The sequence below is a fragment of the Deltaproteobacteria bacterium genome, assembly GCA_016210045.1.
In the GTDB taxonomy this organism is placed as follows: domain Bacteria; phylum UBA10199; class UBA10199.
Map to the genome: position 1 here is coordinate 97,675 of JACQUX010000024.1, position 21,892 is coordinate 119,566.

Genomic DNA, 21,892 nt, shown 5'->3' on the forward strand with positions numbered 1-21,892 from the left:
CAAGTCGACACAAGACTGATTACTGGCAACCCAACTGCTCGGCCGTGAAGTCGTCGGCCTGGGCTTCCAAGTCTGCAAACGTGAACGTGTCGCCGTCGATGCAGAGACTGCCGGTCATCGTGACGTCGTCGCCGTCCACGCTCGACACATTGCCAGCCATCGAGGCGGAGAAGTTGAAGCCGATGGTGTGCGCCGTCCCGCCGACCGTGACGGTAAAGCCCTCGCAAGCGCTCGTAGTCGCGCAGGTCATGTCGAAATCGAGCGTGCTGGTGGTGAACGACCCGGTCAGATCGCACGGCAAGGTCCCGTCCAACGTCGCGGTGAGCGTGCAGGTCGACCCGGACGAGGTCGGGACCGCGGCACTCTCCACGCAGTCCTCGAAGTTCATCGTCATTGTGCAATCCAACGTGATCCCGGTCAGCGTTTGGCCTTCGGACGTGACCGTCGAGGTCCCTGTGATCGAGCCACTCACGCTCCCGCTCGTGGTACAACTCTTCGCCGGAATCGGTTCGTTAATCTCCCCGGTCGTCTCGGTCTTACCCACAGCCGCCGTTTTCAGGGCCTTCGCGACGGCCTTGGCGACACTTTCCGAGTTCGCGGCGCCGGTACCGTTCGATGCCATCTGGGTTGAAAACACGCTCGACGTGGCCGTCCCGGTGCCGGCGTCGGTCCCGCCGGCCGTGCTACTGCCGCCGCTTGAGCTGCTGCTGGTCCCGGTGCTGGTCGTGCTGCCGCACCCGAAGGTGACGAGCGCCGTCCCCAGCAGTAATGCGCTGATGATGCCCTTGTTCATATGAATGCCTCCTTGTTGAAAAGGTTGAAGACTCCACGCCCCATGAGAACGCGACTCCTCTACCGAGTCCGCCTCGTCGGGTCAACTAGATAACGGTGCGCGTTCGCGAGCTTTTGACAATCGTCCGCCCATCCATTATACGCGCACGCAACCTGAAGGAGGCTAGACACTATGGCAAGCGCACAGATCTGCGATGTGAATGAAGCACAATTTTCCACCGAGGTCTTGCAGTCCACGGTCCCGGTGTTGGTCGATTTTTGGGCCCCGTGGTGTGGGCCGTGCCGCCAGTTAGCGCCGGTATTGGAAGAGGTTGCATTGGAGCAATCGGGCCAAGTAAAAATCTGCAAGGTGAACGTCGACGATAATCCGCAATTGGCGGCCCGATACGGCGTCCGCGGGATTCCAGCGCTGCTGGTATTCAAAGGCGGCGAACTCGTCAATCAAGCCGTCGGCGCCGTGCCCAAACAACGCATTCTCGGATTATTCGCGTAGTTGGGCGCAGTGCTCGTTCCGGGGGCCGGGCGGAGGGGCCAGGGGCCCCCAGGGTACGCTATCGCGGCGCCATCGAGGCGCCGCGCGCTCGCTCTCGCTGTTTTCGTCGTTAGATTTCGCAAGGAGAAAACAGCTCCGAGAGCCCCTGGGGACCCCTGCCCCATCCACCCGGCGAGAGCCTGGACAGGCTCCGCATACCGAAAGAGACAACGCTGGTGCGGTCGAATCACGGCCAGGAGCACGGGCCGGGCCCCGCCAGGGGCTCTCGGAGCCGATTTATCCTTGCGTAATGTAATGCTGAAATCGGCGAGGGTGAGCGGCGACTCGCCTCGATGGCGAGTCGACCGCGTACCCTGGCGGGGCCCGGCCCGTGCTCCTGGCCCTCCGTGCATACACCCTACGCTGCGATAAATACGAAAATGTAGTTCTGGGACACTACGACTCCGGAAACAAGAAACGTCTTCGATAAACGCTCAATAGCAATCCCATCGCAACGAACGTCATCAAGGTACTGGAGCCGCCGTAGCTGAGAAATGGGAGGGCGATGCCGGTCAGTGGGATCAGGCCGAGCACGCCGCCGATATTGATCGCGATCTGCCAAAACAACCAGCACACAATCCCGACCGCCAATAGCGCGCCGAAGCGGTCGCGCGCGGTGCGGGCCGTTTGCAGGCCGGCCAAGAGCAACACGAAATAGAGACCCAGCACGCACAGCGCGCCGAGGAATCCCCACTCCTCCGCCAGGACCGGGAAGACGAAGTCGGTATGTTTCTCCGGCAGGAATCGCAATTTGTTCACTTGTCCTTGGCGAAAGCCACGGCCGAACCAGCCGCCGGACCCGACGGCGACCTTCGATTGGATCAAGTGATATCCGCGGCCACGCGGGTCGGACTCCGGATGGAGGAACGTTTCGATGCGTGCGCGTTGGGCGGGCCCTAACATGGTCCGATACGCGATTCCGGCACCGAGGAGGCTCAGGCCGAGGCAGGTCAACACCAGATAGCGACGCACGCGCGCAAACAGCAGCAACGATCCGCTCAAGAGTCCCATGCACAATGTGGTGCCGGCGTCGTGTTGCAACGCGATCAAGCCCGTCGGCACGCCGAGCCAGCACAACGGTCGCCACAGTTCGCGCAGTCCATAACCGTGCGGCACGACACGCTCGGCGCCGTAGGCGGCCAGCATCATAATCGTTGTCAACTTGGCGAATTCCGACGGCTGAATGCCGAATCCGCCGATCGCGAGCCAACTCTTGTTGCCGCCAATCGTGCGACCAACCAGTAAAACGAGCACTAGCAGTCCAACCACCACGCCATGCCACACGCCACTGCTGCGCTGGAGCCGGCGATAGTCGTATCGCATCAACAGCGCACACAACACGCTGCCGACGCCGATCCAGATGCCGTGTTGCCAAATCAAGCTCGCGCGACCGCCTCCGCCCCAAACGAACAGCGCGCTGTACAGATTGACCGCGCCAACGAACACAAGCAAGCACACGGTGCTGATGACCACGAGATGTCCACGCGGTCGGTTCATGGCTGCATCTCCAAATACGCCTTGATCACCTCGGCCGCAATCGGCGCGGCGGCGGCGCCGCCGTGGCCGCCATGTTCGACCAGCACACTGACCGCGATGCGGGGATCGTCGTACGGTGCGAAGGCGACAAACCACGCATGGTCGTTATGTTCCCGAACGCTGGTCCCGCGCAGCAGCCCCACGACCTGCGCCGTTCCGGTCTTTCCGGCAATCTTCAAACGCAGCGATTTTAATCGGCCAGCCGTGCCGCCGGGCCCTTCCACTACGCCGATCAGTCCGTCACGCACGGCGGCGACAATCGCGGGCGGCACGACGCGCTCCGGCGGCGGCTGTGCGGATTGCCAAGCTTCCGCCGCGACAGGGTCGCCGAGGATTTCCTCGACAACTATCGGTCGCACCGCAAAGCCGCCATTCGCGATCGTGGCGACCATGGTCGCGGCTTGCAGCGGCGTCACGAGATTGTAGCCTTGGCCGATCGCGATGGAGAGCGAATCGCCGACGCTCCACGGCTTGCCGCGGCGTTGCTGTTTCCACGCGGCCGTCGGAATCAGCCCGGCGTTTTCTCCCGGGAAGTCGATGCCGGTGGCGCGGCCAAGTCCGAAGCGCGCGGCATAGCGGGCGATCCGATCCGGTCCTAAACGTCGGCCGAGTTCATAGAAATAGACATCGCACGACTCGGCAAGCGCGCGTTGTAGCGTGACGCGTCCGTGCCCTCCGCGCCGCCAACATTGAAACGTGCGTCCGCCGACCGTCATGCCGCCGGGACAGTGCACGGGCTCATCGGGCCGAATCTCGCCTTCTTGCAACGCGGCCGTCGCCACGACGATTTTGTAGGTCGAACCGGGCGGATACGCCGCTTGGGTGGCGCGGGCGTAAAACGGGTGCTGCGGATCTTGGTTCAATTCCGCCAAATACGCGTTCCGCTCCGGCCCCGCCAACCGCGCTAAATCCACATCCGGCTCGCTGACCATCGCCAACACGCCGCCGGTCCGCGGGTCGAGCGCGACGACGGAACCACTTTTCCCTGATAAAGCAGCCCGCGCCCGCGCTTGCAGCCGCGCGTCCAGCGCCAGCCGCAACGTGGCGCCCGGTCGCGCGCGTTGCCACGCGAGGGTCCGCGTGATTTCCGGGTACGACACTTCGGCACCGCGCGCATCGACTAGTTGGGCATACGCGCCGTCGCGGCCGCGCAACACCGCGTCCCAGCGCGCCTCGATACCGCGCACGCCGATCCAGTCGCCGGCGTGATACACATCGGGCGCGTCTGCAGCGCGTCGCTGCAGTTCGTCCGCATCGATTTCTTTGAGATAACCGAGCACGTGCGCGGCTAAGCGCCCATCCGGATAACTGCGCTGGAATCCGCGCACCACTTCCACGCCGCGCAGATCGAACGGATAGAAGGCGCCGATCCATGGATTCGCGGGTTGCGTGGCGTCGAACCACGGCGATTGCCACGCCAAGACGCGGCTCACCAGGTCCAACGAGGCGTCTTCCAACAAGACCACCGGTTCCAATGGGGACTGCCGCCGCACGCCCTGCAACTGCACCCGCAGCCGTTCCGCCTCGAGACCCGTCAACCACGCCAATGTGGTCGCCACGGCGTTCGGCTCGCCGAGATATTGCGGGATGACGGCCACGTCGTAGCGCGGCTCGTTGTGTACGAGCGCCACGCCGCGCCGATCCAATATTTGGCCGCGCTCCGCGGGGAGACGCCGCTCGCGAATACCGTACTCGAGCGCGAAGGTGCGATAGCGCGCTCCGTCGATGAGTTGGAGTTGCACCAGACGCGCGACGACGACGAGAAAAAATCCGGCGATGATTGCCGCAACGACGAAAACACGGCGCGAGACATCCTCCGTCATATGGCGATTCAGATCCATAGACCGTCCGTCAGGCAGGAAACTCGTAGGCGTGTTGTGGAATGAGCCAGCGCGTCACGAGCCAAGATAGCGTAAGCGTTACGGCGACGTGCCACGCCATGTCACCGAGCAGTGCCCAGTGCCACGCCACGGCGCCGGCATAGATCCACTGTTGCCACACACCGGCGAGCGCGGCGCCCACGGCACACCAGAGCGCGCGCGGCGCAATGCTACGGACGTGTAAGCGCCGCACCGCGCCGCCGACAACGGCGTACGTGAACAGATAGGCACTGCTGAGACTCCCGAACGGCAGCAATAGCAGCGATTCCGCCACCACGCCGACGGTGCAGACAACGCCGAGCGCCCAGCGGTGATTGGGCGCATCGAGCGCCATGAGCAAGACCATGACAAGGAACGGATCGACCGGCAGTCCTATGCCACGCGCACACCACCAGACGACGAGGGCGACAACAACGGTGGTGCAGTACGATTTCATCGGACGCTCGGGGAAACAACGGCTGACGCCACCGGCAACAGACTCACTAATTCCACGGCGCCCCAATCGACAAATGGAACCACTTCAGCGGATTCGACACGGCCGTCGGCGGTCCGTTCCACGCGTCGCACGGTGCCGACCGGCAGACCCGCCGGATAGCGGCCATCTAGGCCCGAGGTGACGACCACATCTTCGTCCGCCAATCCCGCGTCGCCGCGCAAATATTCAATCCGCGTGACGCCGGTCGGTCGGCCCAAGATTAACGCGTCGCCGCGCCCCAACAGAATGCCGCGCGCGCGCGTCCGTTGTGTCACGACGTCGACGGCGTGGGTCGGATCGGTCAGCAGCAATACGGTGGCTTGGTGCTCGGCCACACGTTCCACGCGCCCCACTAAACCTTCCGCCGCGATCACCGGCATGCCGCGGACCACGCCATCAGCCGCACCGTGATCGATGATGACGATCTTGTACGGCGCCCGCAGCTCGTGCAACAGCACGCGCGCTGCACGCGGCTGCGCATTAACAACGCCACTTAATTGCACCATGGCGCGGAGCCGATCGCGCTCCAAGCGGCATTCTTCGGCCCCCACGACCGCCGCGCGCGCAACAGCCAACTCTTGCCGCAGCGCCGCCAACTCTCGTTCCGCATCGCCTTGCCACCAGCCGCGCAGCCGCATTCCTAGGCCTTCAGCGGTCGCTCCGAGCCCGACCAACGGCCGACCAAGCACGCGCTCCCACCACGGGACCCTCGCACGGTCCTGCGTCCACCACGCCAGCAGGCCCAGACTCACGGCCGACAGCATCGCGATCCGACGCACGGAACGCCACGGTGAGGGAGGACGCTGCGAACGCAGATACATGTGGATACCGCTGTTCAGCTTTGTTCGGGAGCTTTGAAGAATGCCTCAGATGCTAGGCGCCCGTGGAGCCGCGACCGGAGCGTACGTGTTTGTACGTGAGGATCGCGGCTCCGCGGGCAACGACGCAGATGAGGTATTATGCGAAGCTCCCATCACTGGACGGTGACATCGCGATAGCGATGCAGCTCTTCCAGGGCCCGCCCCGATCCCAGCACCACGCTGGTGAGCGGATCGTCGGCGACGCGGACCGGGAGGCCCGTCTCGTCGGTGATCAGTTTATCGAGATTGCGCAGCAATGCGCCGCCGCCGCTCAGCATAATCCCGCGGTCGACGATATCGGAGGCCAATTCCGGCGGCGTCCGTTCCAGTGTGAATTTCACCGCCTCGACGATCGAGGTGACCGGTTCGAGAATGGCCTCGCGGATTTCGTCGGAGTTGACGTCGAACGTGCGCGGGATGCCGGCGACCAAGTCGCGCCCCTTCACCGTGATCGATTTCACTTCGCCGTTCGGTGCGGCGTTCCCGACCTGGATTTTAATCGCCTCGGCCGTTCGCTCGCCGATCAGCATGTTGTATTTACGCTTCAAGTACTGGACGATGGCTTCGTCCATTTTGTCGCCGGCCACGCGGATCGATTTACTGAAGACGATGCCGCCGAGCGAAATGACCGCGACCTCAGTGGTGCCGCCGCCGATATCGACAATCATGCTGCCGCACGGTTCCATGATCGGGAGTCCGGACCCAACGGCCGCCGCCATCGGCTCTTCGATCAGGAAGACTTCGCGCGCCCCGGCGGAATGCGCCGATTCGCGTACCGCGCGCCGCTCCACCGGCGTGACGCCGTACGGAACGCAAACGATCACGCGCGGCCGCACCAATGACTTGCGATTGTGCGCCTTCTGAATGAAATAGCGGAGCATGGCTTCGGTGACTTCGAAATCGGCAATCACGCCGTCTTTCATCGGGCGGATCGCCTCGATGGTCAGCGGGGTGCGACCGAGCATTTCCTTGGCCTCTTTCCCCACCGCGATGACTTTCTTGCCGCCCCGTTCGGTGCGATGGATCGCGACCACGGAGGGCTCCGAGGCGGTAATCCCCTTTCCCTTCACATAGACCAGCGTATTCGCCGTGCCGAGGTCAACCGCCATATCACTTGAAAACATCCCGATTAATGGATCGAGAAACATGAGCAATTCTCCTGACTGTAAGTAATCCTTGAAGGGCGTGACACTCCCCCGCTCCAGCTCGGAGGCCCTATCAAAGCCCTCTGGAAAGCGCTAGCACCAATTTTTGCGATCTGGCCCGGCCGTTTGCCCCATGGCGCGTCCTCACTCCAAGGCTACTACACACAGTTTTTGAGTAATTGATGATTGCTTATGTCACTGAATTATGCACAATATCTTACATATATGCGCACAACTATTACACTCGACAGTCGACTCATCACGGTGCTGCAACACGTTAGCGGCGCCAAGAGCAAGGCCAAGGCCGTGCTCACCGCCATCCACGAGTACCTCCGCCGCCGTCAAATCGAAAAGATCGCCCAGTTGAAAGGGAAGATCACCTTCGACCTCTCTGCCGACGAGATCCGCCATGCCCAACGCTGACCTCGTCTTGATCGACACCTCGGTCTGGATCGCCTATTTTCGAGAGACCGAACCGAAGCTGACCGTAACACTCGACCGTTTGTTGCATCTCGGACAGGTCGCCACGGCCGCCATCATCCTGGCCGAATTAATTCACGGGGCCCATAGCCCCGCGGAAGGTCGGAAAATCCAGACCCGCTTCCAACCGCTCCACGCGATCTCCAGCGATGACCGGCACTGGGACGCCGCCGGATTGCTGGCCGCGCGAGTCCGGCGCCGCGGACACACGGTCAACCTGACGGATTGCTACATCGCCGCACTCGCCAAAGCGGCCGACGCCGCAGTCTACACATTGGACAAACACTTCAGCTGGATCGCCGCCGCCGACGGGTGCGCGCTCTACGTGCCGTGATCTGTACGTAAATGCCAGATCATCATGAAGTCGTTATGGAGAAAACCCGCTCCCCATTCTCCGCGGTCATTTTTTTGAATTCCTGAGCAATCGCCGCGCGCCGTTGTACACACGGCCCGCTACGGCAGGCCGCGCATGCCCGCGCCTTCGGGATGGCATTGGCAGGAGGCGAAATCGAACACGGTCCCGGATGCGCAATCGACGACCGGACAGCCGGTGCTGCTCCGATGCCACGGAGTGCCGCGGAGCGCCTTCGGGTTGCCGGTGCCGCTCGGTTGGCAGGTACACGATCCGCCGCTGCTTCCGGCGGAGACGCCGACCTCGCCGGGCCCGCACATCTGCATCGGGCAGGCCTGCTGCGCCGCAGAGGCCGGCCAAAACCCATCGGAACACGCGGACGACAACCCTTCCTTCGGCGGCAAGAGACCGAACCCACCCTGCTGCGAGGCATCGAACGGGGAACCGGCCAGCGCGCCGGCATCTTGATGCAGTCCGAGGCATTGGGAAAGATGCAGCGCCTGCTGCGTCACGAGGTTGCAGGTCCCGCAACCCTCGGAGCCGGGACCGCAGTCGTGGGGCGCAGAGCCGCCCCCGGTGCCCTGTTGGCCCGTGCCCGTGCCAGGCCCGCTGCTCGATGTCGTCCCGTACATCTTGACCACTTTGTTCACTAACCACACACTGGTGTTGTGTCCCTGCGCCCCTCCCGCCCCCGTTTCGCCGGTCAACAGTTCCACCGTGACGGCCAGCAGGTCATGCTCCTGTTCGGTGGAACCGTTGGCCCCCAACGCACCCAATACGGCATGGGCCACGACCTCATGGAAGGCGGTTTTGGCGATCGACTGTTGGTAACCGCGAACGATCGCATTGACAAAGTCCGGACCGGTCCCTTGGAAACTGTTCCGAAGCGTCGTGAGCAAGATACTGCCGGCATAGATCGAGATCGTGTCGTCCGGATAATACGTCCCTGCGGTCGAATAATCGCCGTCACCCGGTTTGGCGACTGAAAGCCGCGCATGCTGCAACACCGTGATCGCCTGCGCGATGGCATCGGGTAGTCCATTCAGCGAGACATCCGGCATCACGACGTTCAACGCCGCTCCGATCGCGGTGCCGACGCTCGGATTGCCGACGGTAGCGGCGGCGCGCTGCAACGCTCTGGTGTGGGCCTGCTCGATCTGCGGATGGTGGAGTATCTGGGTGAGCGTCTTTCTAAACGATGGATAGTTCGGATGCTGTTTGTCGATCGCGCCGGTCGTCGGATCTTCGACGTCATTGAGTCGTTGTTGCAGCTGTTCCAGCAACGCGCCTAAGTCCGGGGCTTCGTCGCCCGACCGGTTGGCCGGATCCGCGCGATCCGGCATCGGGACCGCGGATGAATCCCTGCCGGGCGCCCCAGGCGTTGCTGGAGCGGACGGACCACCGGGATGACCGGACCCGCCAGATCCGGATCCCGCCCCGCCGCTATTGCGATCTCCGCTACCGGTCCCGGATCCCCCGCCCTGCTGGCCGGCGCTACCTCCCCTGTTGCCGCCCGGCCCACCCCCGGCGCCATGGCCGGGTTGCTGGTTGGCCTGTCGGGCCAAGTTTTCTCCGACATTTTGCTGCGGGGCCTTGGCACTCGCTGCCCCGGGGCCCTGCGCCGCGCTCCCGGGTCCGGGCGCATTGCCGGAATCCGGCTGTCCAGGCTGCTGGTCTCCATTACCATTGCCCTTGCTATTACCGTCGGAACCCTGACCGGCATCGTTGCTTCCGCCGCTCTCTCCTCCGTTGGAGCCGCTACTACCGTTGTCGTCATCACTGTCTTCGCCGCCACTCCCCGTCTCGCCTTCACCGCCATCATCTGTCTCTTTCGCTGCCTTCTTTTCTCCGTCGCCACCTTCCGTGCTACTTCCTCCCACGTCGATCGGCCCGCTCCCGGCTTCGCCGTTACATCCCTCGGACCAGTTGCCGGGCAACGAAGACGTGGCCCCGATGGCCACTGCATTGCCGCTGCGGTCCCCGCCACCACCGCCCCCTCCAATTGTCGAACGACCCCGCGCAAACGGCGCCGCTCCCTCCGACACCGTGGCCAGCTGGTCAAGACACTTAAAGGTGCCGCTCTGATTAAAGAGTTCGCACCCGGTCGTCGCGGAATCCGAGTCCGGCGCCGGAGACGTGCCGGCGGTGAAATCGGCCATCAGGCCTTCGCCGCCCAGGAAGGCCGCGAGTTCCAGCGTGCGATTGCCGCAGAGATAGAGTTTACACTTCCCATCACCGCGCAGCATATCGTGATACGCGCATACGCCGTGGCCTTGATGGACCGGATCCAGGATGAACTGCAGCGCGGAGAGCGGATAGCGGCACGTTGCCTGTTGCGCCATGTTCCGCCAGGCGGGGACCGTTGAAGGGCAATTTTCCTTAGCCGCTTGATCCGTCGGAACACCGAACCCGGTCGGCGGATATTCGCTGTCACTCGTTGCGGGCGCTGCGGCAGCCGGCGCGCTTGACCCGGGATGCAACGATTGGGACAGTTGGCGCGCCACGCCGCCAGCAGGGGTCCGTGCGCTGAGGGGTTGCGCCACGGTCGATGGCAACGCTTGATCGAAGACACCCGAATCGTCGCAGGTGGAGAAAAAGACTAGACTCCCGCGCTGTGGGTCGGACAGCGCGAGCTGCCCGCCGGGAAGGACCGAGTTTTGGGGATGCAACACCGACGGCGTGAGAAAGGTACGGAGCCCGCGATACGTATACGTCGCGCCGAGCGCGCCATTGGCGTCGGCGACCAACAAGAATGGATTGAGCCACGCCGAGTGGAACTTATCTCGCAGCTGCGGATAGCCACGCTTCGTCAACTGGATATCGACAAATTCAGCCGCCGCCCGCAACGCCAAGTCGAGCCGCGCGGATTGAGACGGGCTGATGCAGCCGAGTTGCCGTTGCAGGTCCTGCAACGCGGCGGCATAGTCGGCCACGGAGTGTCCAGGCACGCGAAAGGCGGCCAGCAGATAGCGGCCAAACAGCCCGTCGCGGAGGAAATCGCCGCCGCATTGGGGGGCCTCTTTCAATTCCGGCAGATCCGTATGGCCCGGTCCGACAAAGCCCTTCCGCACGGCGCGCGCGGCTTCGTGGATCGCGAGTTGGATCGGTTCACGATAATCGCCGGATTGGTGAATGGCGGAGGCATCAAGCCCGTTCCACCACGTCTCGATCTGTTGTTGCAACAGGGCCTCTTGCTGGACGTAGGCCGCGAGATACGGTTGGCATGCCGTAGCCGCCTGTTGCAGCGTCGGCGCTTGCGGCGGTGTTGCCGGTTGGGGGCGCACCAGCGACGGGGGCATGGGGCCGCGATCGGGCGTCGCGAGCGACGCCATGGGATTGCTACGTTGGGGCGCCGTCGGAAGGGCGCCGAGCGGTGGGGGTTGCATCGCGGATCCGTGCGTCGCGCTTTGCAACCCCTCGACGATCTGCCACGCGTGGTCGGCCACTGCGTCGAAATAGACACGGCATTGATCGTAGTACGTGTACATCGCCGCCGTCGCCGCGCGCTCCGCAGCCATGATGCCAACCGTCGGATCGAGGACGATCGACTGCAGCATTTTCGCAGACAACGCGTGCGACGACCACCACGAGGCGTTCGCCACGGGGAGCAGCATCGGATGCAAGATGAGCCCCACTATCAGGATGACGGGAAACGCGCGTTGCCGGATTGTCATAGCGACCTCTTCTTCATGGCGGCGATCTTTCGAACTCTCCCTCACACAATCTGCTACCGCAATTCCAACAAGCTGTTGCTTCGATAATCGGTGAACCAGAGCGAGAGGCCACCGCCGGCCAGCGGCAACGGGATGGCTTTGCCGATATTCGTAAAGGACTGCGGCGTCGTCAGCGGCGCGTGATCGACACGGGCCACACCGGCTTTCAAAATGATCTGCACATTGCCATTCGGCTTTCCATCGCTGCCTAACGGGATTTTCAGCACTGCGCGGTGCGCCCAGGTCGTGAGATACAACGCACTCTGATCCGGGGCGAGTGCCAGTCCGTAGGCATCACCGATGCCGACACTCAGCGGTGCACCATTGGCAACTGCGGACTGACCGGAGCCCGCCAAATGCTCCGCCACTGCGCCGGCTGTGGCGTTGCCGGTGAGCGGATCGAGCGGCACGCGCCAGAGTTTGTAGCTCGCGCCGTTCGTGCCCGACTGCGGAATGGTCGTAAAATAGAGATACCATTGTTCGTTGATATTCGCGAACGCAATGCCGCCGCGACTGGTTTCAGGAATGTCCGTTCCGCTCACGGTCACGAACGGCGCGTAGATCGGGGCGACAGGTCCACAAGTCTGCGGATCGAGTTGCCGATATTTGATGACCTGCCGATCGCGGACATACAGGTACTGTTTCCCTGCTGCGGACACGGGCGAGAGGGCCAGCCCTTCCGGATAGGTGAGCTTCGCGACCGTCGATTCGCCGACCATCTTCTCCCCCGTCGCGGTCAGTCGGCCGTCTTCGTCGGCCTGTGACTGGATGCAACGGATGCGCGGATATCCATTGTTACTGAGTTCACTCACGTAGACGAAGAAACGCGGCGGTGTTGCCGGGTCTTGGTTGCTCGGTTGGGCAACCGCGACACTATGGGGCAACTTGAATCCGGCCGTGTCTGCATTGAACACCGGATCCAACGTGTATTTCAGTGTGTAGGGTTTCCCCAACAGCGTTTTGGAATCGTGTACGCGTCCCTGGAGATCGCGGATCAGGTAATGCAGCGTCTGCGCTTCATAGGTCGGCAGAAAGACGTACTGCCGCCCGTGCGCATCGGGGAGACTGGCGGCCGGACCTGGACTGAAGGCGACGAACGGGTCGCGCCATTTGCTCGGCAGAATATTCAGGCCGATGAGGTTGTGCACTTTCCCGTCGGGGCCCAAGTCCAGGCGCTTGATGGTGTGGTTCTCCGAATCCGCCAGATACAAACGCGGCGGCGAGGATTGATCGTCGAGCGCCATGCCATGCGGTCGACGGAAACGCGCTTCGGTCAACGGATCGCCATCGGTCCATCCCGACTGCTGCAAGTCCCCGGCGATGACGGTCGAGGGTGCGTACGATGCGAGCGAAGTATGCATGACGACGGATCCGAGATACGCAGTGGTCTTCGGGTCACGCAGTTGTCCCCACGTGTACAGCTGCTTGCCGTCACTCGAGATCGCCAGACTGATGAGCGACGGCTGGTTGGAGACCGGTGTCGATTGATTGCCGATGACCTCGCAACCATTCACTGGTAACGCATGGACCTTGCCGCCGCTCCAATAGCCGCTTTGGTAATAGAGATACCGCTTCGTCCCGGTGGCGGTGGCGACGTCGCGCACTGCGGCCGAGAAGGCATACAGCGAATCGACCTGCGCCATTTGGGTGGGTGCGTCGAGCGCATGGCCATCTGGATCCAAATGGAGACAGACAATGCCGGACTTGTCTTGCCCATCCGCCGTGAGGTGGGGAATGTAGGCGTAGAGCCCATCGGCCAGGCTCGGACCGGCGGCAATCGCGGGATTGAGCGTGCTGCCGAACTTATGGGTCGCGAGGTCGAATGTCACGTCTTGGGTGCCCACGTTTCCATCCGGCAGTGTCACCGGATATTGCAACAATGTGGCCGGGCCTTGCGGCTGACCATCGGCGTCCAACGGCAAGCGTGCGAGGCCCGCTTTTTTCTGGGCCGTGACATTGCTGAGGACCAGCAGCAACGCCTGTTGATTGGGCAGTGTGGCAATGGCGGAAATGCCGGCTCCCGATAGTCCGGCCACGGACACGATTTTCAAGTTCACTACATCGCCCTGATCATCCAATACGATCTGATAGAGACTACTGACGCCATTCGCCGCATACAAGAACTGCCCAAACGATCCGGAGACCAACGCGAGCGACTTCGCTTGATCGATGCGCGCTTGTTCCGGCGTCCCAATCACATTGCCGCCGCTGATTGCATGATGCACCACGCCGCTCAAGATCCCGTCGATCTTGTTATCGCACGCATTGCCGGCCGGCGTGGCCGGATCGCTGTCCGCTTGGTTCGCGTTCGATTCGTCCGGACAATTGTCGGTCTGGTTCGCGACGCCGTCACCGTCACGGTCATCGTCGCACGCGTCGTCTTGACCGTCGCCGTCGCTGTCGAGCGCGGGCGTATCCGCGGGCGGCGCACAGGTCGGCGGCTCCGCAGTGTCGCACGCGTTGCCGACGCCGTCGCCATCCGTATCCGCTTGGTCGGGATTGGCAGCGGCCGGACAATTGTCGGGACCGTTTGCGGCCAATGTGAAGCCGGCGTCCGCCGCACCGGCCGTGCACGCACTACTGCCGCTGGCACTCTCCCGCACGCCGTCCCCATCCGCATCGGGAAATTGCATCACCGTGATGTGTTGCGTGGCCTGTGTCGGGGCGCAATCGATCGCGTCCGCCACGCCGTCGTTATCGTCGTCCGCGTCGCACAAGTCGCCTTCGGCGTCGCCGTCGGTATTGGTTTGCGCCGCGTTCGCGATGCTCGGACAGTTGTCCGCGATATCGAGCGCGGCGTCGCCGTCGTCATCGGCGTCGCAGAGATCGCCTTCGCTGTCGGCATCGGCATTGGCCTGATCGGGATTGGCGATAGTGGCGCAATTATCCACGGCATCGAACACAGCATCGTTGTCGTCGTCGTCATCGCACATGTCGCCTTGCGCATCCCCGTCGGTGTCGGTCTGCGGCGGATTCGCCGCTGTGGGGCAATTGTCGGTCGCGTCCACGACCGTGTCGCCGTCGGCGTCCGCGTCGCACGCGTCTCCGGTGCCGTCACTGTCTGTGTCCGTCTGCGCGGCGTTCGCGATGAGCGGGCAATTATCGATCGTGTCCGCCGCGCCGTCGCCATCGTCGTCGTCATCGCAGGCATCGCCATGGCCGTCGTGGTCGGTGTCGGTCAGCGTCGAACTGGCCGTCAGCGGACAATTGTCGGTCACATCCGCCACACCGTCGCCGTCGTCATCATCATCGCAGGCATCGCCTTGGCCATCCGTGTCGGTATCGGTTTGCGCGGCATTGGCGGTGCTCGGACAGTTGTCTCCGATGTCGAGTACCGTGTCTCCGTCGTCGTCCGGATCGCAGGCGTCTCCGGCGCCATCGCCGTCGGTATCGAGTTGCTCGACGTTCGCCAACAGCGGACAGTTGTCGGGCCCGTTCACCGCCGTCGTGAATCCGGGCGCGGCCGCGCCGGTCGCACACAGTGTCTCGGCTTGCTCGTTCGTGCGCACGCCATCCGCGTCGCCGTCGGCATATTGCGTCACGGCCGTATGCTTGGTCGCGTCCGTCGGCGCGCAATCGGCCGCGTCGGGCACACTGTCGTTGTCATCATTCGGATCCGCGACATCCCCGCTCCCGTCACCATCCGCATCGACTGACTCCGCCGCATCCAACGGGAACTTGTCCGTCGCATCCGCAACGCCGTCGCCGTCATCATCCGTATCCGCGTTGTTCCCCGTGCCATCGCTATCGGTATCCACTGATTCCTTCGCATCCAGCGGAAACGCGTCACTCGCATCCGCCACGCCGTCGCCATCATCGTCGTCGTCGCAGACGTCGCCGGCGCTATCCGTGTCAGTATCCGTCTGCGCCGGATTGACAACAGCGGCGCAGTTGTCGGTCGCGTCAGCGGTCCCATCGCCGTCGTTGTCCTGGTCGCAGGCATCGCCCTGCCCGTCCGCATCGGCGTCCGTTTGCGCGCCATTCGCCACGAGCGCGCAATTGTCCGCGCCATCCGCCACACCGTCGCCGTCATCGTCCGCGTCGCAGAGATTTCCCAGCAAATCGCCATCGCTGTCCGTCTGGTCCGGATTCGCCAGCGCGGGGCAATTATCCGCGGCATCCAGCCGGCCGTCGTTGTCGTGATCGCTGTCGCAGGCGTCGCCGAAGCCGTCTTGATCCCCATCGTCTTGTGGCGGATTCGCCAGCAAGGGACAATTATCGACGCCGTCACTGACGCCATCACCGTCCCGATCGACATCGCACGGATCGCCGATCCCATCCGCGTCGGCATCCGTCTGCGCGGCGTTGGCCACTAATGGACAGTTGTCAGCGCCGTCCACCGCGCCGTCGCCGTCATCGTCGCTGTCGCACGCATTCCCCTGCGCATCCTCGTCGCTATTGACCTGCTCCGGATTCGCCAACGTCGGACAGTTGTCGACCGCATCGGCCACGCTGTCGTTGTCTCGATCCACGTCACAGACATCGCCAATCCCATCCTGATCGCCATCTTCCTGTCCCGGATTCGCGAGTAGCACACAGTTATCGGCCGCGTCTGCCACCCCGTCATTGTCCGTATCCACCGGCGGCGGCGGTGCGGGAGGTGCGGGCACAACCACGGGCAAACTCGGCGGCTCGACAGCACTCGGCGGCGGCGCCGGCTCCTCAACCGGCGCTATCGGCGCGGCATCATCGACGATCGGGGTCGGCGGCGCCGGATCCGGCGTAGTCGCCGGCGGCGTTTCGGTCTCCGCCGGCGACGACTCGGGCGTTGGTGGCGGATTCGGCGTCTGCGGCACTTCGGCAGTCGGAGCAGTTGGCGGCGTCTCCGCAACCGGCCCATTTTGGTTACACGCGACCAATGTCAGCGCAACGCCCAACACAGCGGCCAACCCGGCCTGGTGAAGCCAGCACACCCGCATAGGGCATTCTCATGAGCAAGCCCCGTGCCCGAACCTAGATCAGCGGCGACATACGTAATATACTGGGATTTCACGAGTATTCCGCGTGCGAGGTTTCTGACACGGGTACGGATCAACCCAAATTCTCAGAATGACAGCGTGTTTGGTGGCTCGAAAAGCGGTGACTGGTGGCTAGTGCCTGGTGACTGGGATCGGACCACGAGTCACCAGGAACTAGCCACCAGTCACCAAACTACTCCAGGTCCAAATGCAGCTTGATGGCCGTATTGAGCTTGTCCAGCGTCTCGGAATACAACCGCCCGGCGCGCAGGCCAAGGCGTAGCTTTGAAACCGTCCGGATCTGCTCCGCCAAGGCCTTCGAATCTTTGGTTAACCCACTCTCTTCGCTCGACAATGGGACTTGAAAGGGCTCCACCGTCTCAATCCGCTGTGAGGTAATCGGGACGACCGTGACCTGGTGATAGCGACGGTTGGCGGCATCATTGGAGACCACAATCGCCGGGCGTTTCTTACGAATCTCCGTCCCCACGGTCGGATCGAGATTCACCCAAAAGATATCGCCGCGCCGTGGACTTACCATTCCGGCCACTCTTCCCGATCCAATGCCTCGAACGCGTGCTCCCCGCCCCGTTTGGCGGCCCGCTCATACGCCTGCTCCAATTTTCGCATCCGTTGCGCCCGCTCGCGCCGCTCAAAGTATTCACGCAGACATTGACCGATAAACTCGGACAGTCGCCGCCCCCGCACGACCGTTCGGACTTGTGCCGCCAACGCATCATCGAGGACAATCGTAGTACGCATATGAGTCATATACCACGTCATCTTCTGGATGACGTCAAGATGTTTTTTTTCGTGACTGGTGGCTGGTGACTGGGCGATGCAACTCACATGTGTCCGCTCCCCAGCCACCAGCCACGAGTCACCAGCCACCACCCCCTACACAAACCCCCGCCCTAACGCATGGAGCAACGGCAGCCGTGTGACGCGGCGGGCGGCAAAATGGGCGGCCAGCGCACAGAGGCCGAGGCCCAGCAGCGCAACCGCGCCCACCGTGACCCAGTGCAATTCCGCCGGAACGTGCGGAATAAAATAGACCTCCGGCGAGAGCCGAAACCACCGCCAATGGGCCAGGCTCCACGCCCCGAAGGCGCCAAGCCCAAGCCCCAGCAACACGCCGCAGCCACCCAGCCCCATGCCCTGCCAAAAGAAGAGCCGCTGCGCGCGGCGCCGCGTCATGCCTAACGTGCAGAGCGTCGCCACGGTGCGGACTTGATCGAGGATATGAATGATGATGGTCGTCGTGATGTTGCCGGCGGCGACAGCAATCAAGATCGCCATCACCAAGCCGAACAGGATTTTTTCCATCGCCAAAGCCTCGAAGGTCTCACGGTGCAATTCGCGCCAATCCACTACATGGTAGTCGGGCCCCAACCGATCGGTCAGCGCGCTCGTGATCCACGGCGCCTTATTGAGATCGTCGAGTTGCAATTCGACGCCGGTCACCACATTGGGCCGTTGGTAGAGTCGCTGCATTAACGCCAAATCGAGCAACGCGAATTGCGTATCGAATTCATAAATCCCAGAACTAAACGTCCCGACCACGCGGACCGGCACCGTGCGCCCTTCCCACTCCGCGCGACGTGCCTTCGGATCGCGCGGCAAAAAGAGCTGCACTTCCCCAGCGCCTACCTGCTCGGCCAACGCCTGTCCCAACACGATCGGGAGGTCTTCTGCATCCCGCGGCGTCAGCGCAGCGCGCAGACTCGTCACACTCGCATCCAGCGACAATTCCACCCGCATCACTTGCATCGCGGCCTCGGCCTGCACGCCACGCAGCGCGACGCCGCGAATCGTGCCGCCGCCGACCAACAGTCCTTCGCGATACAGAAACGGACTCGCCGCGATGACGCCGTGTCGCGCCTCGACCTCGACCGACCCGAACCAAAAGTGTTTGCAGCGTTCCAGCCAGACCGGCGGCTGCCGTTCCCGCACATAGTGAAACGGCGACGCGGCCACAAATCCCGCATGAAGCCGCGGCCACGGCTCCACGGCCATCAGCAGCCGATCGTATTGCCACTCGAGATAGTCCCACCACTCCAACACGCGCGTCGCCGACCGGATCGCCGTGCCGACGCCCCGCTCGCCCGCTTGCGGCAGCGCTTGCACCGCGCGCACAGCCTCCGTCACCGCCGCCTTATCGAGCTGTTCATCCTCACGCAAAATCATGACCGGCGCATTGAAGTTGATCAGTCCGTCACGATACGCGGTCCCGAAGCCATCGAGGATGGCGAACGTAATGATCAACGACGCAACGCCGACCACAATCCCGCCCATCGCCAAGCGGCGCAGCAGCGGAAATCGTCCACGCGCGCGCAGTAATCGAAACACCAACCAGTTCATGCCGGCTTACTCCCCTCGCAATCCTGCCGCCGGATCCAAGCGTGCGGCAACGCACGCCGGATACCACGCCGAGCCCATCGTAATCGCGATCGCCGCGACCGCGACGGCCAACAACGTCGCCGGACGCACTTCGATCGGCAGCGTCTCCAAATAAAACGTCTCCGGTAGATAGATCGGATGCCGCGCGCACCACGCCGCCAACGCCAGCGCTGCCGTGCCACCCAGCACACTGCCGACGCCGCCGATCAGTCCGCCCAACGCCAACACCACACGGCTGAGCAGCCGCCGCGACGCGCCCATCGCCGTCAAGATCGCCAAGTCGCGCTGCCGCGATTGCACTTGCATCAAGACCACGCCGAGCACGCTCACACTCGCGATCCCGATCGTCAGGCCAAGCAACAGCGTCACGACGACGCGTTCCAACGCCAACGCCGCAAACAATTTCTTATTCTGCTCCTCCCACGTCTCCACTCGCGCGGTCAGCCCGAGCAGCGGACGCAGCGACGCCGCCATCGCCGGCGCGGCCGAGGCGTCCGTGAGATGGACAAACCAGACCGCGTTCGCTTGCGGTCCCAACAGCCGCTCCGCTTCGGCATTCGCGATGAACACGAGTTTATTGTCTTGTTGATACAGCCCGGTCCGAAAAAATCCGCTCACGTGATAGACGCGCACCGAGGGTTGCAGATTCCCCGCCGGATCGATGAGCCCCAACGGCGCGACCAGCCGCACGCTCTCGTGTTCATCCGGCACCACGCCGAGCGTGGCCAAGATCTCGCTCCCAACCACCAGTCCGCCCGTGCCGGTCGCTTTATCGAATGACAGTGCCTCGGACGCCGCGCTGCGCCCGCCATTACCGACCCAGCGCGGCGAGAAAAACCATTCCGCGCCGGCCAATGCCATCAGCGCCTCCGGAGACACGCCCCGCACCCGTACGCCGACATCCGCAAAGCCCTCCTTGCCCACCAATTGCGCGACTGCTTCTCCTTCGACCACCGGGACCACGCGGACCTCCGGATGGCGCGCCGCCCACGTCGCCATCGCGTCGGCGAGTGCCGCCGTTTCCGCGCCGTCCCGCGCCCGCACCATCAGATGCGGCTGGAACCCGAGCAGCTTTTCCTCCAAGTGATGTTCAAATCCGAGAAAGACGCCGGACACCGTGGTCAACGCGAACACGGCGAGCGCCACGCTGCCGATCGCCAAGCCGGTCAGCGCGCGCGCAAACAGCCGTCCGCCGGGGGACCAGAGATAGCGCCGCGCCAACCAGAACGGAATCATGCGGGTTCTTCCGGACGCAGCAGCGGAAAGAGGATCACGTCGCGGATCGACGCCGCGTCGGTCAGGAACATCACGAGGCGATCGACGCCGAGTCCCGCCCCCGCCGTGGGCGGCATCCCGACTTCGAGCGCGCGCACAAAATCGGCGTCGTAGTACATCGCGTCGTCCAGGCCGCGTGCCTTGGCCTCCGCTTGGGCACGAAACCGATCCGCTTGATCGAGCGGATCGGTCAATTCCGAAAAGCCGTTCGCGATCTCGCGCCCGAAGACGAATAATTCGAAGCGATCCGTGAGCGTCGGCTCGTCCGCCGCGCGGCGCGCTAACGGCGACACTTCGACCGGATAGTGCGTGATAAACGTCGGCTGGATCAGTTGCGGCTGCACCAACGTGTCGAACAGTTCCGTCAGGATCGCGCCGACGCCTTCGTGCGCCACGTTACATTTCACGCCCCGCGTCTCCGCGAACTGCAACGCCGCCGTCCGATCCACACACACCGCGGCCGGCACGCCGCCGATCGCCACTAAGGCCTCCGTCATCCGCAACCGCCGATACGGTCCCGCGAAATGCAGCGTCGTCCCTTGATACGCCACGTCCGTGGCGCCCGTGGTGCGCTGCGCGACTTCGGTCAGCGCCGCTTCAATGAATCGCATCTGGTCTTCATATGTGGCGTACGCCTGATACCACTCCATCATGGTAAATTCCGGATTATGTTGCGTCGAGACGCCTTCATTCCGAAAATTGCGATTGATCTCGAAGACCCGCTCGAAGCCGCCCACGACCAGGCGTTTCAAATACAACTCCGGCGCCACGCGCAGAAACAGGTCCACGTCCAGCGCGTTGTGATGGGTCGCAAACGGACGCGCCGCCGCGCCGCCCGGGATCGGATGCATCATCGGCGTTTCCACTTCGAGAAATCCGCGCGCCGTCGCAAATTCCCGCAACGCCGCAATCGCCGCACTCCGCCGGCGAAAGACCTCCCGCACTGCCGGATTGGCGATCAGGTCCACATAGCGTTGCCGATAGCGCGTTTCGACATCGGCGAGGCCGTGCCACTTTTCCGGTAACGGTCGCAGCGACTTGGTCGCGATCATGAGGCGTTCGGCATGCACCGACAACTCGCCCGTTTTGGTGCGGAATAAATAGCCTTCGACATACAGCAGATCGCCGACATCGACTAATTGGTAGACGGCGAAATCGTCGGCGGAGAGTTGCTGTTGTTGGCAATAGACTTGAATTTGGCCGCTGACATCGAGCAGCTTGAGAAATCCCGCCTTCCCGAACGCGCGGCTAAAGACCACGCGCCCCGCCACCGCGACCGCAACACGTTGCGCGTCCAGCCCCGGCCCAGCAACGCCGCCCCACTGCGCGTGGATCGCGCCCGCTTGGTGCGTGGGCCGATACTGGTTCCCGTACGGATCGCACCCCAACGCCCGCAACTGCGCCAGCTTCTCCAGCCGCCGCGCCCGCAATTCATCAATCGGATCAGTCATCTCGCGGAGCGTTAAGCGGTCGCAGGCGAAAAGTCAATGTGAG

At 63.3% G+C, this 21,892-nt stretch carries 16 protein-coding genes; 3 read left to right on the forward strand and 13 right to left on the reverse strand.

The window, feature by feature from the left end:
* Nucleotides 1-19: 19 nt before the first annotated feature.
* A complete protein-coding gene (locus HY696_08110; GenBank protein ID MBI4238364.1) occupies nucleotides 20-793 on the reverse strand; it encodes a hypothetical protein in 774 nt (257 codons plus the stop codon).
* Between the two features lie 171 nt (nucleotides 794-964).
* Here HY696_08110 and trxA point away from each other — a divergent pair, with 171 nt between their 5' ends.
* Nucleotides 965-1,285, forward strand: coding sequence for a thioredoxin (gene trxA, locus HY696_08115; protein MBI4238365.1), 321 nt, complete (start codon nucleotides 965-967; stop codon nucleotides 1,283-1,285).
* Nucleotides 1,286-1,720: 435 nt separating this feature from the next.
* On the opposite strand, the gene rodA is transcribed toward trxA, so the two are convergent.
* The 5 genes from rodA to HY696_08140 all read right to left on the reverse strand — a co-directional run bounded on the left by rodA (nucleotide 1,721) and on the right by HY696_08140 (nucleotide 7,199).
* Nucleotides 1,721-2,821 (reverse strand): rod shape-determining protein RodA, encoded by a 1,101-nt coding sequence (rodA, locus tag HY696_08120; GenBank protein ID MBI4238366.1) that lies wholly within the window; start codon nucleotides 2,819-2,821, stop codon nucleotides 1,721-1,723.
* Nucleotides 2,818-4,701, reverse strand: a complete 1,884-nt coding sequence (gene mrdA / locus HY696_08125) for a penicillin-binding protein 2 (GenBank protein MBI4238367.1) — start codon at nucleotides 4,699-4,701, stop codon at nucleotides 2,818-2,820. The genes rodA and mrdA overlap by 4 nt, the downstream gene beginning before the upstream one ends.
* A 10-nt stretch (nucleotides 4,702-4,711) precedes the next feature.
* The gene (locus HY696_08130) at nucleotides 4,712-5,176 is read right to left on the reverse strand and encodes a hypothetical protein (protein ID MBI4238368.1); all 465 of its coding nucleotides are present in this window, start codon (nucleotides 5,174-5,176) and stop codon (nucleotides 4,712-4,714) included.
* Nucleotides 5,173-6,036 carry a rod shape-determining protein MreC gene (locus tag HY696_08135; protein ID MBI4238369.1) on the reverse strand — a complete coding sequence of 288 codons (864 nt, stop codon included), beginning with the start codon at nucleotides 6,034-6,036 and terminating at the stop codon, nucleotides 5,173-5,175. Before HY696_08135 ends, HY696_08130 begins: the two co-directional genes overlap by 4 nt.
* 152 nt (nucleotides 6,037-6,188) lie before the next feature.
* Complete coding sequence (locus tag HY696_08140) at nucleotides 6,189-7,199, reverse strand: rod shape-determining protein (protein ID MBI4238370.1); 1,011 nt, start codon at nucleotides 7,197-7,199, stop codon at nucleotides 6,189-6,191.
* Nucleotides 7,200-7,445: 246 nt separating this feature from the next.
* On the opposite strand from HY696_08140, the gene HY696_08145 reads away from it, so the two are divergent.
* Together HY696_08145 and HY696_08150 are read left to right on the forward strand one after the other, a co-directional pair.
* Entirely contained in the window at nucleotides 7,446-7,643 is a 198-nt protein-coding gene (locus HY696_08145) for a type II toxin-antitoxin system VapB family antitoxin (GenBank protein ID MBI4238371.1), read from the forward strand.
* Nucleotides 7,630-8,034 (forward strand): PIN domain-containing protein, encoded by a 405-nt coding sequence (locus HY696_08150; protein MBI4238372.1) that lies wholly within the window; start codon nucleotides 7,630-7,632, stop codon nucleotides 8,032-8,034. The genes HY696_08145 and HY696_08150 overlap by 14 nt, the downstream gene beginning before the upstream one ends.
* A gap of 119 nt (nucleotides 8,035-8,153) precedes the next feature.
* Here HY696_08150 and HY696_08155 read toward each other — a convergent pair whose 3' ends face one another.
* The 7 genes from HY696_08155 to lysS all read right to left on the reverse strand — a co-directional run bounded on the left by HY696_08155 (nucleotide 8,154) and on the right by lysS (nucleotide 21,849).
* Nucleotides 8,154-11,726 (reverse strand): hypothetical protein, encoded by a 3,573-nt coding sequence (locus HY696_08155; GenBank protein ID MBI4238373.1) that lies wholly within the window; start codon nucleotides 11,724-11,726, stop codon nucleotides 8,154-8,156.
* A gap of 53 nt (nucleotides 11,727-11,779) precedes the next feature.
* Nucleotides 11,780-16,684, reverse strand: coding sequence for a thrombospondin type 3 repeat-containing protein (locus HY696_08160; GenBank protein ID MBI4238374.1), 4,905 nt, complete (start codon nucleotides 16,682-16,684; stop codon nucleotides 11,780-11,782).
* A 232-nt stretch (nucleotides 16,685-16,916) separates the two neighbouring features.
* Nucleotides 16,917-17,264: a type II toxin-antitoxin system PemK/MazF family toxin gene (locus tag HY696_08165; protein ID MBI4238375.1), complete on the reverse strand. Its 348-nt coding sequence runs from the start codon at nucleotides 17,262-17,264 to the stop codon at nucleotides 16,917-16,919.
* Nucleotides 17,258-17,485 carry a type II toxin-antitoxin system VapB family antitoxin gene (locus HY696_08170; protein ID MBI4238376.1) on the reverse strand — a complete coding sequence of 76 codons (228 nt, stop codon included), beginning with the start codon at nucleotides 17,483-17,485 and terminating at the stop codon, nucleotides 17,258-17,260. The genes HY696_08165 and HY696_08170 overlap by 7 nt, the downstream gene beginning before the upstream one ends.
* A gap of 135 nt (nucleotides 17,486-17,620) precedes the next feature.
* Nucleotides 17,621-19,084, reverse strand: a complete 1,464-nt coding sequence (locus HY696_08175) for an ABC transporter permease (protein ID MBI4238377.1) — start codon at nucleotides 19,082-19,084, stop codon at nucleotides 17,621-17,623.
* A gap of 6 nt (nucleotides 19,085-19,090) precedes the next feature.
* Nucleotides 19,091-20,359 carry an ABC transporter permease gene (locus HY696_08180; protein ID MBI4238378.1) on the reverse strand — a complete coding sequence of 423 codons (1,269 nt, stop codon included), beginning with the start codon at nucleotides 20,357-20,359 and terminating at the stop codon, nucleotides 19,091-19,093.
* The gene (gene lysS, locus HY696_08185) at nucleotides 20,356-21,849 is read right to left on the reverse strand and encodes a lysine--tRNA ligase (GenBank protein ID MBI4238379.1); all 1,494 of its coding nucleotides are present in this window, start codon (nucleotides 21,847-21,849) and stop codon (nucleotides 20,356-20,358) included. Before lysS ends, HY696_08180 begins: the two co-directional genes overlap by 4 nt.
* Between the last annotated feature and the right edge of the window lie 43 nt (nucleotides 21,850-21,892).